Origin of the sequence: Gracilibacillus salinarum, from assembly GCF_022919575.1 — a bacterium.
GTDB lineage: Bacteria > Bacillota > Bacilli > Bacillales > Amphibacillaceae > Gracilibacillus > Gracilibacillus salinarum.
The window spans coordinates 3,653,201-3,678,889 of sequence record NZ_CP095071.1; the positions used below are offsets into that span (position 1 = coordinate 3,653,201).

A 25,689-nucleotide genomic window follows, 5' to 3' on the forward strand; every position below is an offset into this window, starting at 1 on the left:
GGAGAGATAAACATGAAAGACAAGCTGTTATATGAGGGGAAAGCAAAGCAAGTTTTCACCGTAGCGGACAATCCGGAATTACTAGTTCTTTCTTATAAAAATGATGCAACAGCCTTTAATGGAGAAAAGAAAGCACAATTCCAAGGAAAAGGCCGCTACAATAATTTAATTTCTGCGAAAGTGTTTGAATACCTGCATCAGCATGGTATTAACAGCCATTTTAAAGAGGCGTTGAATGAGACAGAACAATTAGTAGAGAAAACAACCATCATCCCACTTGAAGTAGTGATCCGTAATGTGGCGGCAGGAAGCATTGTCCGCCGCATCGGAGTGGAGGAAAAACGCATTTTTAATCCACCTGTTATTGAATTGTTCTATAAAGATGACGATTTGGGAGATCCACTGATTAATGATCAGCATGCGTTATTGCTGTCTGATTCTACACCAGAGGATTTAAAGAAAATCAAAGCAATGGCATTACAAGTCAACGAACAACTGCAAGCATTCTTTAAAGAAATTAACCTACAGCTTGTCGATTTCAAGTTAGAATTCGGCCGCAATGCAGCAGGTGACATTGTCCTTTCAGATGAGGTAAGTCCTGATACTTGTCGTCTGTGGGATATCGCAACCGGTGAAAAAATGGATAAAGACGTATTTCGTGAGGATTTAGGTGACTTAGTAACCGTATATGACAATATATTATCTCGACTGGAGGCAAAACAATGAAACTAGTAAAAGTACACATTACATTAAAAGAAGGCGTACTAGATCCACAAGGTAAAGCTGTGCAAGGATCTTTAAATACATTAGGTTATGACAATGTACAGGAAGTTCGTGTTGGGAAATACCTTGAATTAACAGTGAACGATGACGCCAATATTGAGCAGGAAATTGAAGACATGTGCAGTAAGCTGCTTGCGAATCCAGTCATTGAGAATTATTCATATACAGTGGAAGAGGGGGTTGCACAGTGAAGTTTGCTGTCGTAGTCTTCCCAGGTTCGAACTGTGATCGCGATATGTATTATGCAGCAAAGGAAGCATTAGGAGAAGAAGCGGATATGCTTTGGTATAAGGATGCGAACCTTGATGGCTATGACGCCATTCTAATACCTGGAGGTTTCTCTTATGGTGATTATCTTCGCTGCGGTGCAATTGCATCTACATCAAGTGTTGTCAATCAATTACGTGAGAAAGCAGAAGCAGGAGTACCGATTTTAGGTGTATGTAATGGATTTCAGATTTTATTAGAATCCGGACTACTCCCTGGTGCACTATTACGTAATAAAAACTTAAAATTCATGTGTCACTTCGAGAATCTGGTAGTCGAAAACAATCAAACACTTTTCACTTCAGAGTATGAAAAAGGTGAAGTCGTTTCGATTCCGATCGCACATAATGAAGGAAACTATTATTGTGATGAAGAAACACTTGCTAGTTTAAAAGCAAACAACCAAATCGTTTTTACGTATCAAAATAATCCAAATGGTTCTGTTGCAGATATTGCCGGAATCACGAATGAAAAAGGAAATGTACTAGGCATGATGCCACACCCTGAACGTGCGGTGGAAGCAATCTTGAATAGTGATGATGGATTGAAATTATTCCAATCAATGTTAGCGAACTGGAGGGAACGTTATGTTGCAGGCGCCTGAACTTAGCCCGGAGCAAGTGGAGCAAGACAAAGTCTATCAAGAAATGGGTTTAACTGATAAAGAATATGACATGATCAAGGACATCATGGGTCGTCGTCCGAATTTCACTGAGATCGGTATCTTTTCTGTTATGTGGTCGGAGCATTGCAGTTACAAAACGTCGAAACCATTATTGAAGAAATTCCCGACAGAAGGACCACAGGTTGTCCAAGGTCCAGGTGAAGGTGCGGGGATCGTCGATATTGGTGATGGTCAAGGTGTTGTGTTTAAAGTGGAAAGTCATAATCACCCTTCTGCAGTAGAGCCATATCAAGGTGCAGCAACTGGTGTCGGTGGTATTATCCGTGATGTTTTCTCAATGGGTGCGCGCCCGATTGCATCCTTAAATTCCTTGCGCTTCGGTAATCTGAATACTGGTCGCGTTAAATACCTTTTTGATGAGGTTGTTCACGGTATTGCAGGTTACGGTAACTGTGTGGGAGTACCGACAGTTGGCGGCGAAGTACAGTTTGATGACTGCTATGAAGGGAATCCGCTGGTAAATGCGATGTGTGTCGGTCTCATTGATACAAAGGATATCCAAAAAGGGATTGCAGCAGGAGAAGGCAATACGATTATGTATGTTGGTTCAAAGACAGGGCGTGACGGTATTCACGGTGCAACCTTCGCTTCCGAAGATTTGTCTGAAGACTCTGAAAGCAAGCGTTCCAACGTTCAGGTTGGTGACCCTTTTATGGAAAAATTATTAATTGAAGCATGTTTAGAAGTGATTCATTCTGATGCATTAGTCGGAATCCAGGATATGGGTGCGGCAGGTCTTACCTCTTCTGCAAGTGAAATGGCAAGTAAAGCAGGCATGGGTATGGAAATGAACCTAGACCTGATCCCGCAACGTGAAGCGAATATGACGGCATATGAAATGATGCTTTCTGAATCACAAGAACGTATGCTGTTATGTGTGAAAAAAGGCGAAGAACAAGAAATTATTGATATTTTTAGAAAATATAATTTAGAAGCAGTTGCTGTTGGTGAGGTAACGAGCGATAAGATGTTCCGTCTATTGCACAATGGTGAAGTCGTAGCAGATATTCCAGTCGATAATTTAGCAGAGGATGCACCGATTTTTCATAAAGATTCTAAAGTGCCTGCTTATTATGAAGAATATCAAAAAATGCCAGCTTACCTTCCAGAAGTAACGGATCATGCCAAGACATTAAAGCAGTTATTACAACAACCAACGATTGCGAGCAAAGAATATGTCTATGACCAGTATGATTCGATGGTACAGGCCAATACCGTGTTCTCACCAGGTTCAGATGCAGCGGTACTACGTGTCCGCGGCTATGATAAGGCGTTAGCGATGACGACAGATTGTAACTCTCGCTATATTTATCTTGATCCAGAGGTTGGCGGCAAAATTGCCGTAGCGGAAGCAGCTCGTAATATTGTTGCATCAGGTGCAAAGCCGTTAGCGTTAACAGATGGTTTGAACTTCGGTAATCCAGATAAACCAGAGAACTTTTGGCAAATGGAAAAAAGCGTAGACGGTATGAGTGCCGCAAGCTTGAAACTCAACACACCAGTCATCAGCGGTAACGTATCACTTTACAATGAATCAAACGGTCAAGCGATCTTCCCAACTCCTGTAGTAGGGATGGTAGGCTTACATGAATCATTGGATCACATTACACCTTCTCACTTCCAGAATGAAGGGGACCTTATCTACGTGATCGGCGAAACAGAAGCAGAATTCGGTGGCAGTGAGCTGCAGAACCTGTTAGAGGGAAAGTATTTCGGTAAAGCGCCGGCGATCGACCTGGATGTCGAAGCAAAACGCCAGGAGCAATTACTGCAAGCAATCCGTGCAGGCCTAGTTGCATCTGCTCACGATATTGCAGAAGGTGGATTAGGTGTAGCATTAGCAGAAAGTCTGTTTGATACAAAATCATTTGGCGCAGATGTACAAGTAACAGAAGACGTAACGAGCGCATTATTTAGTGAAACACAATCGCGTTTTGTCGTGACAGTAAGTGAAGCAAACCGTGAAGCATTTGAAGCAAAAGTGCAAGATGCCAAGCGTATTGGAACGGTAACAAATACGAAGAAATTGGTTGTGCGAAGTGGTGAAACTGAAGCAATCACAGAAGATGTAGACACATTACAACAGCTGTGGAAAGGAGCTATCCCGTGCTTGCTGAAATCAAAGGCTTAAACGAAGAATGTGGTGTATTCGCGATTTGGGGACATGAGAAAGCAGCCGAAATGACATATTACGGTTTACATGCTCTTCAGCATCGTGGACAGGAAGGTGCAGGAATCGTAACAACAGATGGTGAAAGATTACACGCTCACAAGGGTGTAGGATTAGTCAATGATGTCTTTTCAGAAAACGAATTTTCGCGCTTGCAAGGGCATGCGGCGATTGGTCATGTACGCTATGCAACACAAGGCGGTGGCGGCTTTGAGAACGTGCAGCCGCTCGTTTTCCGCTCCCAGACAAACAGTATGGCGCTGGCGCATAATGGAAACTTGGTAAATGCCAATCAGCTTAAAAGTCAGCTGGAAGCACAAGGCAGTATTTTGCAAACTACATCAGATACGGAAGTTATTGCGCACTTAGTGAAGCGCAGTGGCAATGTGCCGATGGAGGATGCGATCACATCAGCGTTAGGAATGATTAAAGGAGCATATGCGTTCTCGATTTTAACAGAGGACCAGTTATTTATTGGCCTTGATCCGCGTGGTTTGCGCCCGTTATCAATTGGCAGATTAGGAGATGCATATGTAGTAGCTTCCGAAACCTGTGCATTTGATTTAATCGGTGCAACCTATGAGCGCGAAGTTCGACCAGGTGAATTAATGGTGATCGATCATGATGGACTGCGCACTAAGCAGTTCACATCACCGATGCAACGTACGCTTTGTTCAATGGAATATGTTTATTTCTCTCGTCCAGACAGTGACTTGAACGAGAAAAATGTACATGCGAGCCGTAAAACAATGGGAAAACAATTAGCATTGGAATCACCAATTGAGGCAGATGTTGTAACAGGTGTACCTGATTCCAGTATTTCGGCAGCCATCGGTTTTTCCGAAGCAACGGGCATTCCATACGAGCTTGGTCTAATCAAAAACCGCTATGTCGGTCGTACCTTTATTCAGCCTTCACAAGAATTACGTGAGCAAGGTGTAAAAATGAAACTGTCGCCTGTCCGAGGCATTGTAGACGGTAAACGTGTTGTCATGGTCGATGATTCCATAGTTCGTGGAACAACAAGTCGTCGTATTGTTCGACTTTTAAAAGAGGCAGGAGCTACAGAAGTGCATGTAAGAATTGCTTCACCTCCCATCCAGAATCCTTGTTACTACGGTATTGATACCTCGACAAAAGGGGAATTAATCGCATCTAATTATTCGATTGAGGAGATGCGCGAGATTATTGGAGCAGACAGCCTTGCCTTTTTATCTGCAGAAGGATTAGAGCATTCAATTGTAGAAGAACGTGATGTGCACGATTATGGCGTCTGCCAGGCATGTTTTACAGGAAATTATCCAACGGAAATCTATCCGGATACGATCATTCCTGCCTATAAAGAGTAAAGTGGCCATAAAACGGGTGAAAGTGGCCATAAAATTGCTAAAAGTGGCCAAAAAACACTCGAAAGTGGCCATAAAAAAAGAACTCACCATAAAGGAGTTAAGCGAATGAGTGATATCTATAAAGATGCTGGCGTCGATGTTCATGCTGGTTATCAAGCTGTCGATTTAATGAAAAAACATATCGCCAAAACCAATCGTCCGGAAGTGATTGGCGGAGTCGGAGCATTTGCTGGCCTCTTCGATTTAAGCAAATTCTCGTATGAAGAGCCTGTGCTCGTCTCTGGTACAGATGGCGTCGGAACAAAATTGAAATTAGCCTTCGCAATGGATAAGCATGATACAGTAGGTATTGATTTAGTCGCGATGTGTGTCAATGATATAGTAGCACAAGGGGCAGATCCATTATTTTTCCTTGACTATATCGCTTGTGGAAAAAATGAGCCAACGAAAATTGAACAGATTGTCAAAGGAATTACCGACGGCTGTGTCCAAAGTAGTGCAGCACTAATTGGCGGGGAAACAGCTGAAATGCCTGGTATGTATGATGATGGTGAATATGACCTTGCCGGATTCGTTGTTGGTATTGCAGATAAAAAACAAATCATTACAGGTGAAAACATTCAAGCAGGCGATAAGATCATTGGTCTTGCTTCATCAGGTGTGCATTCGAATGGCTTTTCACTAGTACGTAAAATCATCGAAGATAAAGGATTAAGCTATCAGGATGATGTTGCAGAACTTGGCACAACACTCGGAGGAGCGTTATTAGCACCAACCCGTATTTATACAAAAGCAATTCAACAGTTGAAGTCTGATTTGACTGTTAAAGGGATCAGTCATATTACAGGCGGTGGTTTTCACGAAAACTTGCCACGTGCATTACCTGAAGGTCTTGGCGTCAAAATTCAATCTGATTCATGGCAAAAGCCTGCCATTTTTGATTACTTGCAAAAACAAGCAGGATTTAATGAAGAAGATATGTATGGTGTATTTAATATGGGAGTAGGCATGGCTGTTATCGTGGAAGCGCACGAAGCAGATATGGCACTTCAGTTATTAGAAGATATTGATGAGCAAGCATACGTCATTGGTGAAGTGACTGAAGAAGCTGGGGTGACTTTCTCTAATGACTAGACTAGCAGTTTTCGCATCTGGAACCGGCAGTAATTATGATGCCATTATAGAAGCAAGCCAAAATGGTTCACTGGAAGCAGAGGTAGCACTACTCGTTTGTGATAAGCCGCAAGCCAAGGTAGTAGAGAAGGCGAAACAAAATGGAACGCCTGCTTTCGTCTTTGATCCGAAGCAATATCGTAATAAAGCAATGTTCGAAGCGAAAATTGTAGAAGTTTTGCAGGAAGAGAAAATCGATTATATTATTCTGGCAGGTTATATGCGCTTAATCGGCGAAACATTACTGCGTCCATTTGAAGGCAGAATCATTAACATTCATCCATCGCTGTTACCAGCATTTCCTGGTTTGGATGCGATTGGACAAGCTTTTGATGCTGGGGTGAAAGTAGCTGGCGTTACCGTTCATTACGTTGATGAAGGGATGGATACCGGTACGATCATTTCCCAGGAAGCAGTCAAGATAGAAGAAGATATGACGAGAGAGGACCTGCAGCGTGCGGTCCAAACGGTCGAACATAGCCTCTATCCAGAAACGATCCAAAAACTGATCTCGAGAGGAGAATAACGGTGAAGAAACGAGCATTATTGAGTGTTTCTGATAAAAGTAATCTAGTACCTTTTGCAGAAGGATTAGATAAATTAGGATATGAATTAATTTCAACAGGTGGTACATTGAAAGCTTTAAAGGAAGCAGGACTTCCGGCGTTAGGTGTATCAGAAGTAACTGGATTCGATGAGATTCTCGATGGACGCGTCAAAACGTTACATCCGTTTATCCATGCCGGTTTACTCGCAAGACGTGATGAAGATTCTCATGTGAAACAGCTGGAAGAACGCGACATCGCTCCAATTGATGTGGTAGTCGTGAACTTGTATCCATTTAAAGAAACGATCGCAAAACCCGAAGTAACGGAAGCAGATGCGATCGAAAATATTGATATCGGTGGTCCGACGATGCTGCGCTCTGCATCGAAAAATTTCCGTGACGTAACAGTTGTAGTGGACCCAGCAGATTATGATGCTGTGCTGGAGCAACTGGCTGACAACGGTGGTTCTCATGAATTCCGTAAAGGTCTAGCAGCGAAAGTATTCCGTCACACTGCAAACTATGATGCGATGATCGCGAACTATTTTGTAGATATTACGGAAGAGCAAGACCCGGAAACATTTACCCAAACGTTCGAAAAAGTACAATCATTACGCTATGGTGAAAATCCTCACCAAAAAGCAGCGTTTTATAAAGAAGGAAATGTCAAAGGTGCTTCCATTGCCAATGCGAAGCAACTGCATGGTAAAGAACTATCCTACAACAATATTCAGGACGCAAATGCAGCGCTCGAAATTGTTCTTGAATTCCCAGAGCAGCCAGCAGCAGTAGCCGTTAAACATATGAATCCATGTGGTGTTGGAATCGGTGAAACATTATCAGATGCTTTCCAAAAAGCGTATGAAGCAGATTCTATCTCCATCTTTGGTGGAATTGTTGCCTTAAATCGTGAAGTGGATGCGGCAACTGCCAATCAATTAAAAGAAATCTTCTTGGAAATCGTCATTGCGCCAAGTTTCTCTCAAGAAGCAATTGATATTTTGACAGTGAAGAAGAATATCCGTCTACTTGAGACGCCAATGGAAATCAATGAGCAAGACAACAAAAAAGTAGTCAGCGTCATTGGTGGTTTACTTGTGCAAGATCGAGATAATGGTCGTGTCTTGGCGGAAGACTTAGACGTCGTTACTGATCGCAAGCCTGATGCTAGTGAAATAGACGAATTAATTTTTGCCTGGAAAGTTGTGAAGCACGTGAAGTCCAATGCAATCGTTGTTGCAAAAGGGGACCAGACGCTTGGTGTTGGTGCCGGACAGATGAATCGTGTTGGTGCAGCTAGTATCGCTTTTGAACAAGCAGGTGAGAAAGCGAACGGTGCGGTGATGGCTTCAGATGCCTTTTTTCCAATGCCAGATACAGTAGAAAATGCGGCGAAAGCAGGCATCAAAGCAATTATCCAGCCTGGTGGATCGAAGCGTGATCAGGATTCGATCGATGAATGTAACAAGCATGGCATCGCAATGGTATTAACTAAAATGCGTCACTTTAAGCACTAAAAAAAGGTGGAGGATTCTCAAGCAATTGGGAATCCTTTCGTATAATTAGAGGAGGTTCTCCATGAAAGTATTAGTAATCGGCGGTGGTGGCCGTGAGCATATTATTGTGAAGAAATTAAAAGAGAGCAAGCGAGTAACCGACATTTTTGCTGCACCTGGAAATGGCGGTATTGCACAGGAGGCAACTTGTGTCGCGATTAAAGATGATGCGATTGAAGAATTAGTTGCATTCGCTCAAAAAGAAGCAATCGACTGGACGATTGTAGGCCCGGAGGTTCCTCTAACCAAAGGTGTTGTTGATGCCTTCCGTGCCAAGAATTTAAAAGTGTTCGGACCGTCCAAAGCAGCAGCGATCATTGAAGGAAGTAAAGATTTTGCCAAAGCATTTATGAAACAATACGACATCCCGACTGCAAAATACCGAACTTTTACCGATGTCGAAAAAGCGAAAGCTTACATACGAGAAGAGGGCGCGCCAATCGTCATCAAAGCAGATGGACTTGCAGCTGGTAAAGGTGTAGTTGTTGCGATGACAGAGGAAGAGGCACTCGCAGCAGTAGAAAATATGCTTATCGATAACAAGTTCGGAGACGCTGGCAGTCGTGTGGTTATCGAAGAATTTCTGGAAGGAAAAGAATTCTCCCTTTTCGCTTTTGTAGATGGAGAAAATGTGTACCCAATGGTCCCCGCTCGTGATCATAAACGTGCTTATGATCACGATGAAGGCCCAAACACAGGAGGAATGGGCGCTTTTTCACCAGTTTCAGACCTTGCATCTGAGCATGTATCCTATACAGTCGACAAAATCTTAAAGCCAGTAGCAAAAGGCATGAAACAAGAAGGTCGTACTTACACAGGCGTGTTATACGGTGGCTTAATCGAAACAAAGGAAGGGCCGAAAGTCATTGAGTTCAACGCTCGCTTCGGTGACCCCGAAACGCAGGTGGTACTGCCACTCTTAGAGAATGACCTGATTCAGGTAATAGAAGACGTCAGTGCTGGAAAAGACCCGCAGCTAAAATGGAAAGACGGCTACGCGATTGGAACAGTCGTTGCTTCAAAAGGATATCCAGGTGCTTACGAAAAAAACGTGAAGCTCCCAGACCTAGAGACAGAAGACGATATCTACGTCATCCACGCCGGAACAGGCCAGGGAGAAGAAGACGGCTCATTCCATTCAACAGGCGGCCGTGTCCTGCTAGTTGGATCGATTCAAAACAGCCCAGAAAAAGCACAAGAAAAAATTTACCAGTATTTGCAACGATTCGATCAGACGGATGACTTTTTCTATCGTAAAGATATTGGATTTGCCGAAAAATAAAGATGTGTCTACAATTAGCCGAACGATACTTCGAATACCGAAGTCGTTCGGTTTTTTTGTGTGTGGGGTTTGTGGGTGAATGGGAGGTATTCGCGAATAAAGAGAGGAGATCGCGAATAAAAAGGGAAATTCGCGAATAAAGAGAGGAGATCGCTAATAAAGAGGGAAATTCGCGAATAAAGCGATAGCTCTCTGCAAATAAAGAAAGCTTCATCCGAGTACTATTACTCGAATAGAAGCTTACTTAATGACAACGATGAATGATGATTAACTTTTTAAGGCATCCTTTTGTTTCTGCTTTCTGGTTGACCAAATAACAATTCGTATAACTTAATAGTTATAATTATTTTTCGAGCAAGGTCATCGCATCCACTACATCACAAGTTCCGCTCTCATCAAGAAAATTTTGAATTATCGTATTATGAGAGCAACCTATGATTAGTAAAATTCGCTTATCATTCGATTGGATTAACCGGGATAAATTTGAAAAGATAATTAAATTTCGTTTATACCACCAACTCAGCCATTCAATGCCGACATAGTGATTGAAATCTCCGATTCGGGCAGTGTTCACGTAAAATGAATGTAAATAATCAAGCCATGAAGACTCATTTAATTCCTTGTAGTAATCTAATAAAGATTTTTCATCCGATAAATTGGGTACTGTAAAGTCATCGAATAATTCATTGTATAATGCTGGCTGATGTTCTTCTAACCATTTTTGTATATCACCAAAACTAGCAGATGGTGTTCCCATCCAATCAATAGGATGAATTGCTTTAAGTTCAGATTCGAATGCAGCACGAAAACCTATTTGATATATCTCGCTCAGCTCCAATCTGAAATTACCAGATAAAAATTGTTTATATTTTTGATTTAATAATTCATGCTGATCTACTTCCATTTCGACAGCTATTTTTGTCGGTTTAAATGTACTGATCTTTGAGATAACCTCTACCATTTCTGCTTGTCTGCGATCTGACAATAATGCTTCGTTATTTCTCATATGAAACGTTCCAAGTATACATACTTCAGGTCGCTTTCCACTCATATCACGGCCTCCTTTACAATGTTAAAACCATTTGTTTTGTCTGAAGTGGATGACCATATAATACATCTTCATACTCTTTTACCACAGTAAATCCCCTGGCTGTATAAAACGATTCGCCGACTGTGTTTCCTTTTTCCACCTCAACATATAATTCTGAACAAGTCTTTATTTCTTTTAAAATGGCAGTAAGAAGCTTTGTGCCAACTCCTTTACCATGCATATCTTTATATAAATAAATCGCCCCCAGTTCTGCATGGTTTTCGTTTGTGAAGGCATTTGCGAATCCCATGATTTCTTCATTTACTTCTGCAACGAAAAGAATGGTCTGTTCCACGCGTCTTTGCATGGATACGTCAGAATAGGCATTGTCTAAAAATTTATCCTGAATAGTTTCAGGGATAAGTCCGTCATATGTTTCATGCCAGCTAATCGAAGCAACCTTTTGTATGGCTGCAATATCTTGAGGGATTGCTTTTCTAATTGTTATACACATATTATTTCGCAACCTTTCTAAAATCTGTCTATTATATATATTCTACATTTTTCCACCAATTCCTTGTATCTGCGTTATGATAAAATAGATACAATGAGGAGAATTGAGGAATAGATAGGAGAACAACATGAATATAAAAATTGAGAAACTAGAACAACCGACTGCATCTATTGTAGAGGTCATGAATCGCTGGGAAAATGATGGTCAATTAATCCCGCTGGTACGTCGTAATCGGAATGAGGAAGAGTTAAACAAACGCGAGCAGGTGACAATTGAAAAAGTAAAGCAACGACTGGAAAAACAACACGTCTATTTAATTTACCTTGAGGACCAGCTGGTTGGTGAGATCAATTATGCGGTTGACCCGCATTATCTCTATAAGCACGAACAGGGAAGTGTGATGCTAGGCATTACCATAGGTGAATCAGAAGCTCGAGGAAAAGGTGTTGGCTATCAGGCTATCCGTCAGATAGAAAATGAAGTGAGACGACATGGATTGAAGCGTGTAGAGTTAGGAGTTTTTGCATTTAATAAGCATGCTAGAAAATTATATAAGAAACTAGGTTATGAAGAAATTGGCTTTATCGATAATTTTACTTTCTGGCAAGGTGAAATGTGGCGTGACATCCGAATGGAAAAGTATATTAACCGTAATGGAAGTATATGTTAAAATGTAAGTGTACCAATTCCTCTGAAAAGTAAGGTGAAACAATGATTATCATCGAAACAGAACGACTGTATATAAGAGAATTAAAGTTCGAGGATGCCGATCAGTTATCGAAGGTACTTTCCGATCCAGAGTCAATGCGATATTATCCAGAGCCGTTCAGCCCGGAGAAAGTGAAGAATTGGATCAGCTGGAACATAGAAAATTACCAGGAATATCATCATGGATTATGGGCGGTTGTATTAAAAACAACTGGTCAATGTATAGGGGACTGTGGCATTACCATGCAAGAGGTTGAGAATGAATTAGTCCCCGAAATAGGGTTTCATATTATAAAGGAATATGCCAATCAAGGATATGCCACAGAGGCTGCGCTTGCCTGCAAAACATATGCTTTTGATACATTAAAATACCAGTCAGTCTATTCGTACACAACGATTGATAATTTCCCGTCACAACGAGTGGCAGAAAAAATAGGGATGAAAAAGCTCAAAAGTTTTGTAAAAAATGGCCGGGAGCATATTATACAAGTGGCTGTTCAAGATACATGATCGTTACGTTAGGAAGCCATTCTCTGCTTTCTCATTCTGATCGTCTGGATAGCAGTCGTTATCACAAACGAAATTGTGAAAAACAATGTTGATTCGATAAAATGCTCATTACCGCATGAGACGTCACCACCAGGAAATCTCTCCAATTATCTTCAATTGCTAAATAGGATGCAATCCAGGACGTAGCAATGCATTATAACCAAACACCAACAGGAACATAGTTCAATACATTTTACGTTAATGGATTCAACTAATCATGGAAAAAGGAAGGCGGCATTTTTATAAATGAGAAAACGATTATGGATCGCAGTTTTAACGTTTCTGGTTTTAATGTTTGTCGCGTTTGAGCAATTATATTATCCAGCAATGCCGATTGATTCCATTAGTAAAAAAGAAGTATTGGATATAATGGAGCATTCAACAGCAAATATAGTAAAAATAACCGAAGAAGAAAAAGCAGATTGGTTTATTACAGAGACTGGAGCAGGGAGTGAAGGTGTTTTTAAAGAGATGCTGGGAAACAAAGGATGGAATTTTCAAAAACAGGACGGAAGTGGCTATTTTTTCGTGAAAGATGCCGAAACCATTATTGTAACGACACAAAATTGGACAGGAGAATATCTTTTGGTGAAAGTGCCTGATAAGTGGGCGGAGTAGTGGTTGCTGAAAAAAATAGCTTTAAAATAGGAGGAGAATATGAATAACACATTTGTAATAGAGTCAGATGCTTCTTATTCATTAAATTTTTTGTTATACATACAAAACATGTATCTTAATCACCATTTTCCCAGAGAAGACCAAAAATTTCCTTATACTACCTGCGAAGTGGCATTTGAAACAGACTTTGAAGAACAATTTCAAAAGATATGGGATAAGGTACAACAGAGGATCACCGAGGATCATGTAATGGATACACGGATATTTTGGGAAGAAAAAGATTTGTTCAGGCAACATTTGATTAAGGATTATGCTGCATTCTTCCATATTTACGATTCATTTAAGGTTTGGTGGAATAGCTTTGCCGGCAGGTTCACAATAGAAAGAGCAGTCGATGAATTCGGACAGTCATTGTATACGGATTTAGCAAATTCTTTAGCAGATAAAGGAATCATACCGCAAAAAAGATTAAGAATTAGCTTATTGTACGATGAATGCATGTCCATAAAAAATCAGTATTCTCCATATTTCGCTGTTATTCCAATCGAGCATTTCTACACCAAACTTGACGAGCTTGTCCATCAGGTAGAAAAAACGATTATTTAAAATGGACAAGCGAATTCGATTCTTCTTTAATTAATCATATCCCTGACGCTAGGAACATTACGAGGTGAAATCTCTACCGTTTCAGAAGTGAAAACTTCCACATATATGCTGCCTCCGATTTTCTTTGAGCGAATGAGGAGCGGCTGGTTATAATTGTTCATGAATGTAAAGTCAGGACCATACCAGCTCACTGTAGCGTCACGTCCTGGTGGTACATAAGGGACTTTCTTGCTGTGTGAATAACGTTCCAGTACTTGTACTCCAGCACGGTCAATGGCATTATATAACGTGGAAGATACTTGGCAAATTCCTCCGCCAATGCCTTGTGTTAATTCTCCTTTGACAATCTCAGGCGCAGGAAGATAACCTCTTTCTTTCGTTCTTTTTCCGACCACATTGTTAAATGAAAAAGTCCCGCCAGGAAAGATGACATGATTGTTAATGGCTTCTGCTGCTAACATGATATTATGTGCCCGCTCTTTTTTGTTGGAGTTAAAATACGTTATATATTGTCCGATTTTCTGTTTGCGAATTTTTGACAATAATTGCTCATCTACAGCCGGTTGCACTTCGACAAGAGGAACTTCTAGATTTGCTGGGGTATCTTGATAAAAATGGCTCAAAAACATTTCTTTAAATTTTGTACGGTCCAATTTATAGCCGACTTCGCCAGAAACGATGGCGCCGTTATCATTAATGGTTGCATCTACAGGGCTTTGATATATATTTTGTTCCAGTTGTTCGATCATTTCTGAGAATTTGTCTTGATCAAGTACAGGATCATCAAGAAAAGGAACCATCAGATCTGCCTTGTTGATAGTTGAAACAGACTTTCCTTTATACGTAATGATGATGTCATTTGAAACCATAACAGGATTAGAAAAGAGAAAGATAATCATTAAAAAAGTCATTTTCATTATAAACAAGCCTCCTGCTTTTAGTATGACTAAGAGGCGAGATTTCATGTAATGATTTGCAAATACGCAGCTTGAAAATAGTGATCTTTATTATTCGATCACAAATTCTGCAGATACGATTAATCCTTCATTAATCACTTTTACAATTCGATATTGACCAGAAGACAGTTCAAAATCAAGTTGATTAACCTTTGTTCATAGGATTCATTTGGCTGCAGTACAATTCCTATCATCATCCAGTCCTGATTATTTTTGAAAGGGATTTTATACCAAGCATCATTGACATATGTCTCCAGTTGATATGGCGCACCAAAAGTGATGGATGAGTCACTATTATTTAAAATTTTAAATGAGATTTCCTTTTGGTTTGAGGTGTATTTGTTTTGAGCCACTGTCATTTTTACAGCATTATTTTTTTTCAGTTCACCATACTCTGATGTGGATAGGTTTTCTGTTAAGCCATGATTGCATCCTGCAAGCAGTAATAGTAAGCAGAGTGTACCCAGTGAATTTTTTAATATCATTTTTAACACCCTTGGTTAAACTATTTTTAAAACGCAATTGCTTTTGGTCCAAATTTCTTTTTGAGCTGTTCTTTTATCTCTACTGTATCTTCTTCCGATAAAAAATCAGTGAAAATTTGCTCCTCTTTACCATTTTCCAGCTTGAATAAAATAACTGTGTTAATTTGTACAACACGATCGACCTGATCAAACGAAACCAATTTCCTGGAAAGAACAGGACCGCGATAAATGGATACATGATCGTCATTCATGATCAGGTAATTTCTTCTCGGCAAGGTAAGATAATAATACGACTTATAAACGCCAAATAAAATAATCAAACTAATAAAAATGGTCGAAAGCCATAATGTGGTGCCTTGTATATTTACATCTAATAACATAAAGATAAATCCGATAACAACGATACAAAGAAAAACTAATGTAGATATACCTTCCTTTTTCCATTTCTTTTGGGCAATGAAATGATAATGCATGTTAATTTCTCCTTTTCTGGGGCATAGGTATTTGATGCTTTAGAAGCAAATTCAATTAGTGCATCGAAAAAGATATTGTAATAAAAACAACGTATTCGCAAAGTAATTTCTTTTCGTCTCATATGCATTTTAATATAAAAGCTCCTCTATACTCCATCATTACATAATTTTTGCGATAAGCTTATTTTAACTTATATTACCAATAATTCAACATGGTATAAAATTTAGTTGCAAAGGATTTTTAATTTCTGGAGTAAAATTATGGAATAATATGCTATGATGGAACTATTAATTATTCTGGTTGAACTACTGCAAAAAAGTAAACCAGAATTAACAGAAAGGTAACCAACAATGTGGACTGAAGAACAAATTATTAAATTCATTCATGAAGATAAATGGATGTTGGAAGTATTAAAGGCGGCAAAGTCTTTCCATTTACCAGATTGGTGGATATGTGCAGGATTTGTCCGTTCCAAAATATGGGACATGCTACACGGGTGCAATGAGCGAACGCCTCTCTCTGATATTGACGTTATTTATTTTGATCCGACAAACACTGAAGAATTGGTGGAAAAGAAACTAGAAGAAAAACTTAGTGCCATCATTCCCGATTTGCCATGGTCTGTAAAGAATCAAGCAAGAATGCATTTGAAAAACAACACGTCTCCTTACTCCTCATCGATTGATGCCATTTCTAAATTTCCCGAATCTGCAACAGCTTTAGGCCTTACATTAGATGATCATGACAAAGTCATATTAACTGCTCCTTGTGGAATTTATGATGTTCTTCATTTAGAAGTGAAACCGACACCTTTTTTCAAGGGGTCATCTGAACGAATGGAAATCTATCGAGACCGCATATTTAACAAGAAATGGGATGAAACGTGGAGACGATTGAAGATTTTTGGTGTCGATTGAGAATAGAAAATAGTAGGAGGAGCGGGGATGATAGCTAACGGTAAAAGTAAACATGATTTCTCGCCTTTGTTACGTCATGTTTATCATACTTTTAAACAAGTTGATTGTTCTGGAGCAGCAACCTATGTTATCCATCATGATTCTGTTGTGTTAGAAGAATATATAGGAAAGCATTCAAAACAAATGAATGCAAGGCTAGTCCAGCAAGATACACAATTTCATGTAGCATCTGTAAGGAAAAGCTATATTGGTTTCGCGGTAGCGTATGCTGTTCATTCTGGTTATATTGAAAGTATTGATGATCCAGTAATAAAATATGTACCTGAGATAGAAGGATACATGGAAAAACACCAAAATCAGACATTTACTAACACATACTCATGGTCTGCATCAAATGGAAAATAGAGTATATAGGGAAAAGCCAGCAGGTGACGCCTGGATATATAGACAGATTGGCATTAATGCTTTAATCGAAATAGTAAAACGAACAACGAAACAGACAATCTCAGACATTTTACATAATCAAGTCTTTCATCCTTTAGGTTTCTCGGAATCCGATTGGTATGCTGATAAACAAGAAAAATTAATAGAGGTTATCGAACCAAGTGACGAGGAAGATCATTGGAAAATCAATAAAGATACATCAGGAGAAAAAACAAATATGTATGTTTCAGCCAAGGAGTTAGCCTATTGGGGTTATTTACACTTAAAGAATGGAAAAATAAATGATAAACAATATGTACCTGAGAAAATGATCAAAATGGCGACTTCCCTCCAAAGTCCGACTGCGGAAGATGTTAATCGACCACAGAATGGATTTCTCTGGTTTGTGAAGGATTTACCTGCTGCAAGGTCTGAAATAGGGGAGAAAGTACCTAAGGGATCATTCCAAATCCTTGGTTATACAGGTGTTACATTGTTAGTAATTCCAAATGAGGATTTAGTTGCGGTTCGTATGTTTAATAGTTTTGGGTCACCTGAGGGCTACGATTATTTATCAGATGTTAGATCGTTCGGAGATACAATAATGAGTTGTTTAGAAAAATAATGATACATGATAAAAAGGAATGCATGAAGGTGATAATAAAATATGAATAAATCCATTGTTACACTACATCCGTATAATCCAGAATGGACCAATCTATTTGAATATGAGAAAAAAAGGATTACTGCTGCACTTGGTGATAAAATGATTGGAATTGAACACATCGGAAGTACTTCGATCCAGGGACTAAAGGCAAAGCCGATTATAGATATTATGGCAGGGGTTCAAGATCTCGACGAGGTTCATGGTTTTATTAGTGAATTAGACGAAATAGAGTTTGAGTATGTTCCCAAACCTGAATGGAAGGATAGGAAATTTTTTCGGAAGGGTTTCTGGGGAAAAGGGACTTGCCACCTGCATATTTGTGAATACAACAGCAAGGAATGGGAAGAGAAGTTATTGTTTCGTGATCATCTCATGCAACATCCTGTGGTAACAAAAGAATATGAGCTATTAAAAGAAGAGCTGGCAGAAAAGTATAAGTTTGACCGGCTAGTTTATACGAAGATGAAAGAGCCGTTTATTAAACGAGTTATATTGAAAGCGAAAAGGAGAAGTGATTGATGAGAGACAGTCCTGTGACCAAGAATGAATGTTATGCTTATCATATCGTAACTCGCAAAAAAATGAATGTAGGTCAGATAATTAATTTTGACAAGAATCAAAAGTATACATTATACAGCTTCTTTTTCGAAAAAGAGCAAAGGAATGCTAACGGTGAAGATTTTTTCAGGATTTTGTACAGGTCTTATAAGGATAGCGAATTAAAGATTGATGGTGAAGAGGCAGAAGTTGTTGTTAAATATGCTAGTCAAACAGTAAGAACAATTAGAGAGGTAATAGCAGAGATGGTTAGACTGCAAGAATATCCTCAGCTTCCTTCAAGGTTATCTTGTTTATACGCATCAAAAACATATGAAGATGTTTTGAAATGGAAAGCGATCTTTGACTCATATAAGCGAAACGTATATCAAATTGTGAAACGGAGAGTTAATGGAAATTATTTTGAAGGAGATGGCTCCCTTTTACCTAAGGAAGATGGGGCTTACTTTCATACGAAAATAGCACAGGCCAGGGATTACTGGCAAGGTAATAAGAAGAATCAACTACCGGAACTTTTGATAAGTGGAAAAATAGAAGTCGTAGAAATTATTAATGATTATACCGGTTAATTCGTAATAGAATTGATGGAAAATGAATGATGATACTTCCGGTTGATGTTAGTTGAATGCCGATATCTAATGGCTTATTAGCTCATATGGATAAGGTTTTCAAATATCTAATAAAACCGTCTATAAGAATATATCTAAAAACACTCGCCTAGATCTAAAAAAGCCCTTCATCAGCAATTACATCCTGATGAAGGGCCTTTCCACTAATAATTCGTTTTACTCAGCAGCCTTCAGATCTTCAATCGAATCGATCTCCATATAAGATGGTACAACCAGCCCTGTCTTAGCCCCTTCTAAGTTTGGTCCAAGATCTACTATATCTTCTTTATAATCTTCGTAAAAAGCAGAGTGTGTGATTGGTAACCATGCAGATGGAGAAGCATCCGCGTCACCTGAAGCGATTGCCTCAAACATAACAGCAGGATCAACAGTTGTAAGTGTAACGTTAAAACCATGTTGTTCTAAGACGATTTTCAAAATGTTTGCAGGTGCACGTTCTGAATCCCATGGAGCTAGCGCAATTTCAAGTTCAGTACCATCTACTTGCTCTACCCCTTCTGTCCATTCTGCAACGTCTTCTTGATGCTCATCGACCCATTGTTGAGCTACTTCTTCAAATTCTGATTCTAAGGATTCAAGTAAGAATGCTTCGGAGTCTTCCACTCCCCATTTAAATCTATCTAGAATAGTATAAGCCCCTGGCATATCTTCTTCTAAACCTTTTCTGGCAATGGTATTAATATTTTCTGCTTCTCCGTACACGCCTTTAGGATCTTCTAAGTATTTCAAATCATATTGTGCAAATTTATAGTGTGGAGACCATCCAGCAACAATAATTGGCTCTTCATTGTCGATGGCTTCTCCTAATTCTGTTATCATAGCTGCTGTTGAGGAGGTTTCTTGCTCCCAGCCAGAAAGGTTTTCATATTCAGAAAGTGCATTTTTGGTTGCTTCTGTAATACCGGCACCAGCTTCAATCCCGGTAATCGTATATTCAACTGCTTCACCAACACTTTCCGTTCCTTCTTCATCATTCGTATTTGAATCCTCTTGTCCACACCCAGCTGCAACAAGGATGAAGGTGACAATAATCATTAATCCTATTAATTTTTTGTAATTCTTCATTTTGCATATTCCTCCTTATGTTATTTTCTTGATGGGAAAAGATAATATAACTTTCAGTAATGAAAATTAATCATAACAATTTCCGCATAAAGTAAAATTTTAAAGCTTTTTAAAGTTTATTTGCAACTAGCAAATAAGCTTAAGAGAGCTCATTTAAACCGTTCTTGTTCACGTATTAGATTTTCATTTGAAATTTCGGCACTTTTTAATTCATTATGAGCTATTTGACACAAATTACTTACTAAAGTAAAATAACTTACACAAAGTAAGTTAAAGGAGATAAAATATGAAATTTCACCAAAAACCGATTACCTATGTCAGTAATATAACCATTAAAGTAGAAAATATAAATAGATCAATCGCTTTTTATCAGGATATCGTTGGATTCAAGGTACTTAGGAAGACAGCAACATCTGCAGAATTAACGGCAGATGGCACAACTAGCATATTAACAGTAGAGAAACCAGAAGGTGCACTGCCAAAGCAAGAGCGCACAACCGGGCTCTATCATTTCGCCATTCTTTTGCCAAGTAGAAAAGATCTTGCCAATTTTGTCTATCATACCGTTGATGTTGGTTTACAACTGGGTGCATCTGATCATTTAGTGAGCGAAGCATTATACTTTTCTGACCCGGATGGGAATGGCATTGAAGTGTATCAGGACCGTGATCCTTCGACATGGACCTGGAACGGCGAACACATAAATATGACGGTAGATCCATTGGATTTTGAGGACCTCCTGCAAGAAGGAAACAGAGATGCGTGGCAAGGATTACCGGAGCAGACAGTGATGGGCCATATCCACCTTCATGTTGCGGATATCCCAAGAACAAAGCATTTCTATGAAGAAGGATTAGGATTTGAAACGGTCACTCAATTTGGCAATCAAGCGTTGTTTATATCAAAAGGTAAGTACCATCATCATATCGGATTAAATACATGGAATGGCATCGGTGCTCCGCCACCAGCAGAAAAAAGTGCAGGTTTGAAGCATTTCACCTTAACCTATGCGGACCAGGAAGCTGTTGAGGATGTGGTGAAACAACTGCGTGCGATTGGAGCAATTGTTGAACAAAAGGAAGGAAAGACTAGTACTGTGGATCCTTCTGGGAATATCATTATTCTTAGCCATTAAAAAAACTACTTCTCATTATTTGGGAAGTAGTTTTTTATGAACCGGAAAATAATGTATAATGATAGCGTGAGAGGGGAGAGTACATGAAATACATTAGTCTAATTTCGAGTGTTTTTATAATTTCTATCATAATAATCGCTACTATTTTTTATCAAGATCGGGAACAGTTACTTACTCTTGATGCTGAATTGAAGTTATCCCAACAGCAACAACAAAAGTCTGTACCTGAAATTTCTGAAAGTGAGCCATTAAGAGGAATTTATGTAAGTGAAAAAATTGGTTACAGCTTGCAGAATGATAAACTGCAAATTACATATGATGGCGGGAATGAATGGGAGGAGGTACCTGTTGAAAAAGAGTATCTGTTTGCCGGGGAGTATAATGGGAATCAACAGGAACTTATTGAAGACAGTTATTTGTTAACGGAGCAATATGCAACATTCTTATTTGATGCGGAAGCTACTAAATTAGTTTATTCAATAGATCAGGGCTCTACATGGCAAGAAAGTGTGATTACCGATAAAATCCCTCATATTCGTTATCGCAAAGTTGGGTTTCAAAGTGATACGTTTTGGTATGCCATTATGAGTTTTGACAGAACAATGTCACAAGAAGGTGCTGCTGTATATATATCTGCTGATCAAGGGAACACTTGGCAACCGACAAACATGCCAGATACGACCAGTCTGGTTGCGGATAGTGGATTTGTCGATGCTGATACCGGTTTTATTGCATATGGAACAATCAATCCGGAGGAACCTAATATGTATGTAACAAATGATGGGGGAGAATCATGGCAAGAAACAACCTTTGAGATGCCGTCTAAATATGATCGTGTTTTTGTGATGCCAAATGTACCATTTAAAGAAGAGGATCATCTGTCCTTAATTATAGAACAAGGACCAAATGGTGATTATTACAGAGATGGGTTGATTCGTGCCAAATTTATATCCTATGATAATGGCCAAACTTGGGAGTTTGTAGAGGAGGTTGAACCTGAGCATGAAGAACAGATGGGTTAAAGTACTTCAAATCGTTTCTTTGCTGTTTGCGGTCGGATTTTTTTGTCTGCAAATAGGCAGTCTTGTGGTCCAATACCATTATGAAGCAGAATATATTGATAACCGCTTGTTTTATATTTTTAATATTATGATCGTGCTTGCATTATCTATCAATCTCCTATTGACATTTAAGAAAAAGGAAACACTTATCATTGTTAGCTGTGCAGTAGTTATTTTTCTTGCAGTTCAAGGTTATTTGCTGTTTGAAAGTAACCAGCATATCCAGCAAATTACAAATGTATCTCCTGATTTACGGGAGGTTTTTTCTGTCAAAAACAATATTGATACTGGAACGGCTGCTTATTATCGAAGTTATTACGGCATTTTAGGAAGACCGAAGGAGGATTTAGAAAGCTCTATTTCAGAGATAGGAAATATAGAGTGGATTGCAGATGATATTGCTGTTTTTACTTATAAAGACATAGGTCATCAAGTGAGGCAGTTTGTGGGTACGTATGGAGATCGGCAGGATGGCAGGTCCTATTCTTATGTAGGAGCACAAATACGCGGGCAATGGGAAGGGGAAGAAACCACACTGTCAGCAACATCAGAAGGTGTTACGATTGTCCACAATGGTACCAGTCAATTTTTTGAATGGGAACAAGCAAAACAATATGGAACGTTAGCTCTTGTATTTTCTGACAATAGTCAAGCGAAATGGACGATTGGTTTAGGAGAAGATTTTCATTATGATGACAACACACTAGATCCCCCTGTCGGCAGCATTATTTTGTATGAAGCAAGTATGGAAGGGATGCCCCCTGTGGAATTAATGTTCAGCGGTCCAGCACCACTATCCTAGCAATCTATGTTAAACTATTAGTAAAATCTTTTCAGGAGGGATTTGGATGGTACATAACATCAAAGCAAAAGTCCAGGAAACAAATCAATTGTTGCGTAAACAATCGCTTCACACGATTTTAGAGCAGCTTGACGGTTATGTAATGCAACTATCGAAGACAAATCGCAGAAAAAAATATACAAAAATGAAACAGGATCCATACAGCTTTTATCGAGGAGCTGCCTACCTTTTTTATTATGATGTGACGAAGATACCATTCAGTTTCCATACAGACGAGGATAAGCTGACTTGGATTATGGGGGACATGCACTTCGATAATTTCAGCAGCTTTCAGGATGAAGAAGGCAACCTTGTCTTTGATGTCGATGATTTTGATGAAGGGTATATTGGTTCCTATTTATATGATTTACTTCGTATGGTAGTAAGTATCCGTCTCTTGGCAGAACAGCAAGGCATTACCGATGAAGAAGAGCGGGATGAATTAGTTGTTACCTTTTTGAAAGCTTACCGAAAAAAGATTAAAAAATTCGCTAAGCGTGAAGAGGATCCAAAAGACCTTTACTTTACCACCGACCATACCAAAGGACCGATCAAAAAAGTATTAAAGAAATTAGAGGAACGTCAGGATACGCATGAATTGCATAAACAGACGACTCTCAATGACGAAGGTAAACGAGTTTTTGACCGTGAAAAAGAGAAGTTACAGGAAGTTTCACAACGGGAATATAACGATATTGTGGAAAACTGGTCACAATATATGGAATCGATCGATTCGGAATTATTTAAAGGTAAGGCGCATTATCAGATTAAGGATATAGTCAAAAAAACTGGTGCAGGCGTAGCTTCTACCGGCCTTAAACGTTATTTTATCTTAATTGAAGGAACGACGGATGATGGAAATGAAGATGATATTATTCTCGAAATGAAAGAAGCACGTCCGCCGGTTCCGTCCTATTTTGTCCCTTATCACGAAACGTTTTGGGAACAGCACAGCCATCAGGGGAAACGTGTTGTGGCTACGCAAAAAGCGATGCATCATAAAGCGGATGCTTATCTTGGATATTTAACGGTTAGAAACTATGAGTTTTATGTGCGAGAACGTTGTGCGTATGATAAGGATATTTCACCCAAGCACCTCGATAGCTTTAAACCGATCAAGCAATCGGTTAAAACGATGGGGCAAATTGCTGCAAAAATCCATTCCAGAGCGGATCAGGATATTCATGAAGAGCTGTTAGATTATCATAGTGAGGATGAAATCTATCAAACAATTGAGCAGGATAAGGATGCCTTTATCCACGAATTAGTCTTATGGTCCCGTTTTTATAAGCGTCAGGTTGAGCAAGATTATCAGTTGTTTTTAGAGTGGCTAAAGAACGATTTTAATCAACGATCAAAGGGGAACGAAAATGTCCGAAGCACACAAAAAAGAAGCTCCTAAGACGGTAAGGTGCAAGGTCATCACGGTGAGCGATACTCGCACAGCTGAGTCTGATAAAAGCGGACAGCTTATGCATAAGTATTTGGAAGCAGCCGAGCATCAGGTGACAGCCTATGAGATAGTGAAGGATGAGCAACATTTGATAGGAGAAGCAATCGAGAGTGGATTGAACAACACTGATGTCGATGCCATACTGTTAAATGGTGGCACAGGAATCGCTAAGAGAGATGTCACGATCGAAGTGGTGGAACAAATGATGAATAAGGCGATTCCGGGCTTTGGTGAAATTTTTAGAATGCTAAGCTTTCAGGAGGATATTGGTTCTGCAGCTATTCTTTCACGCGCGACGGCTGGTGTTGTTCGTGATAAAGCGGTTTTTGCTACACCGGGCTCTTCCGGTGCTGTGAAACTGGCAATGGAGCGGTTGATTATTCCAGAGTTGGGGCATGTGATGAGGGAAGTTAAGAAGGATTTGTAAGATAACTATACAATATGCCACGTTTTCAAATGGTATGTAGATGTAACGTAAGAGAAGAGTCGGACATAACACGAATCTAGTTGATAGAATGTCGTGCCATGTCCGGCTTAGTGTAGTTCAGCTACATAGGCTTCCGTGCTCGCGAATTGGTTGGACGGAGCGGGATACCAATAATTTAAGCATGTCAATTCTCTCTTCGATATACACCACTTTTCCCACCAGTTTTCTCAACCAGATAGGTCTGTCCGATGACCATCCCTTTATCTACTGCTTTACACATGTCATAAACGGTTAGTGCTGTAGCCGTCGCGGCTGTTAAAGCTTCCATTTCCACACCGGTACTTCCTTTTGTTTTTGCTTCGACCGTAATAACTAATGCAAATTGATCCTCTTCCTGTTCCCAATCAAACTGTATATTCACTCCGCTTAATGGTAAGGGGTGGCACATTGGAATAATGTTTGATGTTTGTTTTGCCGCCATAATTCCTGCTACTTGTGCAACAGACAAAACATCGCCTTTGCCAATCTGCTTATCTGTAATTTTTGTGTAGATTTCTTCATTTACCAAAATACTTGAGCGGGCAATGGCGGTTCTGCTTGTTATTTTTTTATCTGTAATGTCTACCATTTTCGCTCTGCCTTGTTCATTGATATGAGAGAAGTCTGACATTGTAACACCAACCTTGTATCGTCAATTTTTTTATCACGTCGCTAATCCTCGCTGATTGAAGTCTCACTTTATTTGTAAGCAAGCTTATTTC

The 25,689-nt window shown here is 39.5% G+C and carries 30 protein-coding genes; 23 read left to right on the forward strand and 7 right to left on the reverse strand.

The features are described 5' to 3' along the window. Nucleotides 1–12 precede the first annotated feature (12 nt). The 9 genes from purC (at nt 13) to purD (ending at nt 9,812) form a co-directional block, all read left to right on the forward strand. The gene (purC, locus tag MUN87_RS17155; protein WP_244742098.1) at nt 13–726 is read left to right on the forward strand and encodes a phosphoribosylaminoimidazolesuccinocarboxamide synthase; all 714 of its coding nucleotides are present in this window, start codon (nt 13–15) and stop codon (nt 724–726) included. Further along, nucleotides 723–974 carry a phosphoribosylformylglycinamidine synthase subunit PurS gene (purS, locus tag MUN87_RS17160; RefSeq protein WP_244720404.1) on the forward strand — a complete coding sequence of 84 codons (252 nt, stop codon included), beginning with the start codon at nt 723–725 and terminating at the stop codon, nt 972–974. The genes purC and purS overlap by 4 nt, the downstream gene beginning before the upstream one ends. Continuing rightward, nucleotides 971–1,654 carry a phosphoribosylformylglycinamidine synthase subunit PurQ gene (gene purQ / locus MUN87_RS17165; protein ID WP_244742100.1) on the forward strand — a complete coding sequence of 228 codons (684 nt, stop codon included), beginning with the start codon at nt 971–973 and terminating at the stop codon, nt 1,652–1,654. The genes purS and purQ overlap by 4 nt, the downstream gene beginning before the upstream one ends. Further along, the gene (purL, locus tag MUN87_RS17170) at nt 1,638–3,866 is read left to right on the forward strand and encodes a phosphoribosylformylglycinamidine synthase subunit PurL (RefSeq protein WP_244742103.1); all 2,229 of its coding nucleotides are present in this window, start codon (nt 1,638–1,640) and stop codon (nt 3,864–3,866) included. The genes purQ and purL overlap by 17 nt, the downstream gene beginning before the upstream one ends. Beyond that, on the forward strand, nt 3,842–5,254 hold the full coding sequence (purF, locus tag MUN87_RS17175) for an amidophosphoribosyltransferase (protein ID WP_244742104.1): 1,413 nt from the start codon (nt 3,842–3,844) through the stop codon (nt 5,252–5,254). The genes purL and purF overlap by 25 nt, the downstream gene beginning before the upstream one ends. A 105-nt stretch (nt 5,255–5,359) precedes the next feature. Further along, complete coding sequence (gene purM, locus MUN87_RS17180) at nt 5,360–6,388, forward strand: phosphoribosylformylglycinamidine cyclo-ligase (RefSeq protein ID WP_244742107.1); 1,029 nt, start codon at nt 5,360–5,362, stop codon at nt 6,386–6,388. Next, nucleotides 6,381–6,953, forward strand: coding sequence for a phosphoribosylglycinamide formyltransferase (gene purN, locus MUN87_RS17185; protein WP_244742110.1), 573 nt, complete (start codon nt 6,381–6,383; stop codon nt 6,951–6,953). The genes purM and purN overlap by 8 nt, the downstream gene beginning before the upstream one ends. Before the next feature lie 2 nt (nt 6,954–6,955). Next, the gene (gene purH, locus MUN87_RS17190; RefSeq protein WP_244742112.1) at nt 6,956–8,491 is read left to right on the forward strand and encodes a bifunctional phosphoribosylaminoimidazolecarboxamide formyltransferase/IMP cyclohydrolase; all 1,536 of its coding nucleotides are present in this window, start codon (nt 6,956–6,958) and stop codon (nt 8,489–8,491) included. Nucleotides 8,492–8,552: 61 nt separating this feature from the next. Continuing rightward, nucleotides 8,553–9,812 carry a phosphoribosylamine--glycine ligase gene (gene purD / locus MUN87_RS17195; protein WP_244742115.1) on the forward strand — a complete coding sequence of 420 codons (1,260 nt, stop codon included), beginning with the start codon at nt 8,553–8,555 and terminating at the stop codon, nt 9,810–9,812. Nucleotides 9,813–10,155: 343 nt separating this feature from the next. Here purD and MUN87_RS17200 read toward each other — a convergent pair whose 3' ends face one another. Together MUN87_RS17200 and MUN87_RS17205 are read right to left on the reverse strand one after the other, a co-directional pair. Beyond that, nucleotides 10,156–10,863, reverse strand: coding sequence for a DUF5694 domain-containing protein (locus MUN87_RS17200; protein WP_244742117.1), 708 nt, complete (start codon nt 10,861–10,863; stop codon nt 10,156–10,158). Between the two features lie 13 nt (nt 10,864–10,876). Continuing rightward, nucleotides 10,877–11,356, reverse strand: coding sequence for a GNAT family N-acetyltransferase (locus MUN87_RS17205; protein ID WP_244742119.1), 480 nt, complete (start codon nt 11,354–11,356; stop codon nt 10,877–10,879). Between the two features lie 127 nt (nt 11,357–11,483). Here MUN87_RS17205 and MUN87_RS17210 point away from each other — a divergent pair, with 127 nt between their 5' ends. The 4 genes from MUN87_RS17210 (at nt 11,484) to MUN87_RS17225 (ending at nt 13,837) form a co-directional block, all read left to right on the forward strand. Further along, the gene (locus MUN87_RS17210; RefSeq protein WP_244742122.1) at nt 11,484–12,026 is read left to right on the forward strand and encodes a GNAT family N-acetyltransferase; all 543 of its coding nucleotides are present in this window, start codon (nt 11,484–11,486) and stop codon (nt 12,024–12,026) included. Nucleotides 12,027–12,067: 41 nt separating this feature from the next. Next, nucleotides 12,068–12,574, forward strand: a complete 507-nt coding sequence (locus MUN87_RS17215; protein WP_244742124.1) for a GNAT family N-acetyltransferase — start codon at nt 12,068–12,070, stop codon at nt 12,572–12,574. A gap of 285 nt (nt 12,575–12,859) precedes the next feature. Further along, entirely contained in the window at nt 12,860–13,231 is a 372-nt protein-coding gene (locus MUN87_RS17220; protein ID WP_244742126.1) for a hypothetical protein, read from the forward strand. Nucleotides 13,232–13,270: 39 nt separating this feature from the next. After that, nucleotides 13,271–13,837, forward strand: coding sequence for a hypothetical protein (locus MUN87_RS17225; protein ID WP_244742128.1), 567 nt, complete (start codon nt 13,271–13,273; stop codon nt 13,835–13,837). A 26-nt stretch (nt 13,838–13,863) separates the two neighbouring features. On the opposite strand, the gene MUN87_RS17230 is transcribed toward MUN87_RS17225, so the two are convergent. From MUN87_RS17230 to MUN87_RS17240, 3 genes are all read right to left on the reverse strand, one after another. Next, complete coding sequence (locus MUN87_RS17230) at nt 13,864–14,754, reverse strand: VanW family protein (RefSeq protein ID WP_244742131.1); 891 nt, start codon at nt 14,752–14,754, stop codon at nt 13,864–13,866. A gap of 140 nt (nt 14,755–14,894) precedes the next feature. Continuing rightward, nucleotides 14,895–15,278, reverse strand: a complete 384-nt coding sequence (locus MUN87_RS17235; RefSeq protein WP_244742133.1) for an immunoglobulin-like domain-containing protein — start codon at nt 15,276–15,278, stop codon at nt 14,895–14,897. Between the two features lie 26 nt (nt 15,279–15,304). Then, the gene (locus MUN87_RS17240; RefSeq protein ID WP_244742136.1) at nt 15,305–15,751 is read right to left on the reverse strand and encodes a hypothetical protein; all 447 of its coding nucleotides are present in this window, start codon (nt 15,749–15,751) and stop codon (nt 15,305–15,307) included. 351 nt (nt 15,752–16,102) lie between these two features. Between MUN87_RS17240 and MUN87_RS17245 the strand changes: the two genes are divergently transcribed. The 5 genes from MUN87_RS17245 to MUN87_RS17260 are packed head-to-tail and all read left to right on the forward strand — an operon-like array spanning nt 16,103 to nt 18,886. Then, on the forward strand, nt 16,103–16,669 hold the full coding sequence (locus MUN87_RS17245; RefSeq protein WP_244742138.1) for a nucleotidyltransferase family protein: 567 nt from the start codon (nt 16,103–16,105) through the stop codon (nt 16,667–16,669). A 27-nt stretch (nt 16,670–16,696) separates the two neighbouring features. After that, the gene (locus tag MUN87_RS22330) at nt 16,697–17,074 is read left to right on the forward strand and encodes a serine hydrolase (protein WP_255840633.1); all 378 of its coding nucleotides are present in this window, start codon (nt 16,697–16,699) and stop codon (nt 17,072–17,074) included. Next, the gene (locus tag MUN87_RS22335; RefSeq protein ID WP_255840634.1) at nt 17,064–17,717 is read left to right on the forward strand and encodes a serine hydrolase domain-containing protein; all 654 of its coding nucleotides are present in this window, start codon (nt 17,064–17,066) and stop codon (nt 17,715–17,717) included. Before MUN87_RS22330 ends, MUN87_RS22335 begins: the two co-directional genes overlap by 11 nt. Nucleotides 17,718–17,759: 42 nt before the next feature. After that, a complete protein-coding gene (locus MUN87_RS17255; protein WP_244742140.1) occupies nt 17,760–18,278 on the forward strand; it encodes a GrpB family protein in 519 nt (172 codons plus the stop codon). 14 nt (nt 18,279–18,292) lie between these two features. Further along, entirely contained in the window at nt 18,293–18,886 is a 594-nt protein-coding gene (locus tag MUN87_RS17260) for a DUF2441 domain-containing protein (protein WP_244747998.1), read from the forward strand. Between the two features lie 216 nt (nt 18,887–19,102). Here the strand turns inward: MUN87_RS17260 and MUN87_RS17265 are convergent, their stop codons facing one another. Beyond that, entirely contained in the window at nt 19,103–20,011 is a 909-nt protein-coding gene (locus MUN87_RS17265; RefSeq protein ID WP_244742142.1) for a glycine betaine ABC transporter substrate-binding protein, read from the reverse strand. Between the two features lie 286 nt (nt 20,012–20,297). Between MUN87_RS17265 and MUN87_RS17270 the strand changes: the two genes are divergently transcribed. From MUN87_RS17270 to MUN87_RS17290, 5 genes are all read left to right on the forward strand, one after another. Beyond that, nucleotides 20,298–21,146, forward strand: a complete 849-nt coding sequence (locus tag MUN87_RS17270; protein ID WP_244742145.1) for a VOC family protein — start codon at nt 20,298–20,300, stop codon at nt 21,144–21,146. 83 nt (nt 21,147–21,229) lie between these two features. Beyond that, the gene (locus MUN87_RS17275) at nt 21,230–22,168 is read left to right on the forward strand and encodes a WD40/YVTN/BNR-like repeat-containing protein (RefSeq protein WP_244742147.1); all 939 of its coding nucleotides are present in this window, start codon (nt 21,230–21,232) and stop codon (nt 22,166–22,168) included. After that, nucleotides 22,149–23,009 carry a hypothetical protein gene (locus tag MUN87_RS17280; protein WP_244742150.1) on the forward strand — a complete coding sequence of 287 codons (861 nt, stop codon included), beginning with the start codon at nt 22,149–22,151 and terminating at the stop codon, nt 23,007–23,009. The genes MUN87_RS17275 and MUN87_RS17280 overlap by 20 nt, the downstream gene beginning before the upstream one ends. Before the next feature lie 46 nt (nt 23,010–23,055). Beyond that, complete coding sequence (locus tag MUN87_RS17285; protein ID WP_244742151.1) at nt 23,056–24,450, forward strand: DUF2252 domain-containing protein; 1,395 nt, start codon at nt 23,056–23,058, stop codon at nt 24,448–24,450. After that, nucleotides 24,419–24,928, forward strand: a complete 510-nt coding sequence (locus tag MUN87_RS17290; protein WP_244742154.1) for a MogA/MoaB family molybdenum cofactor biosynthesis protein — start codon at nt 24,419–24,421, stop codon at nt 24,926–24,928. The genes MUN87_RS17285 and MUN87_RS17290 overlap by 32 nt, the downstream gene beginning before the upstream one ends. 184 nt (nt 24,929–25,112) lie before the next feature. Here the strand turns inward: MUN87_RS17290 and moaC are convergent, their stop codons facing one another. Further along, a complete protein-coding gene (gene moaC, locus MUN87_RS17295) occupies nt 25,113–25,598 on the reverse strand; it encodes a cyclic pyranopterin monophosphate synthase MoaC (protein ID WP_244742157.1) in 486 nt (161 codons plus the stop codon). Between the last annotated feature and the right edge of the window lie 91 nt (nt 25,599–25,689).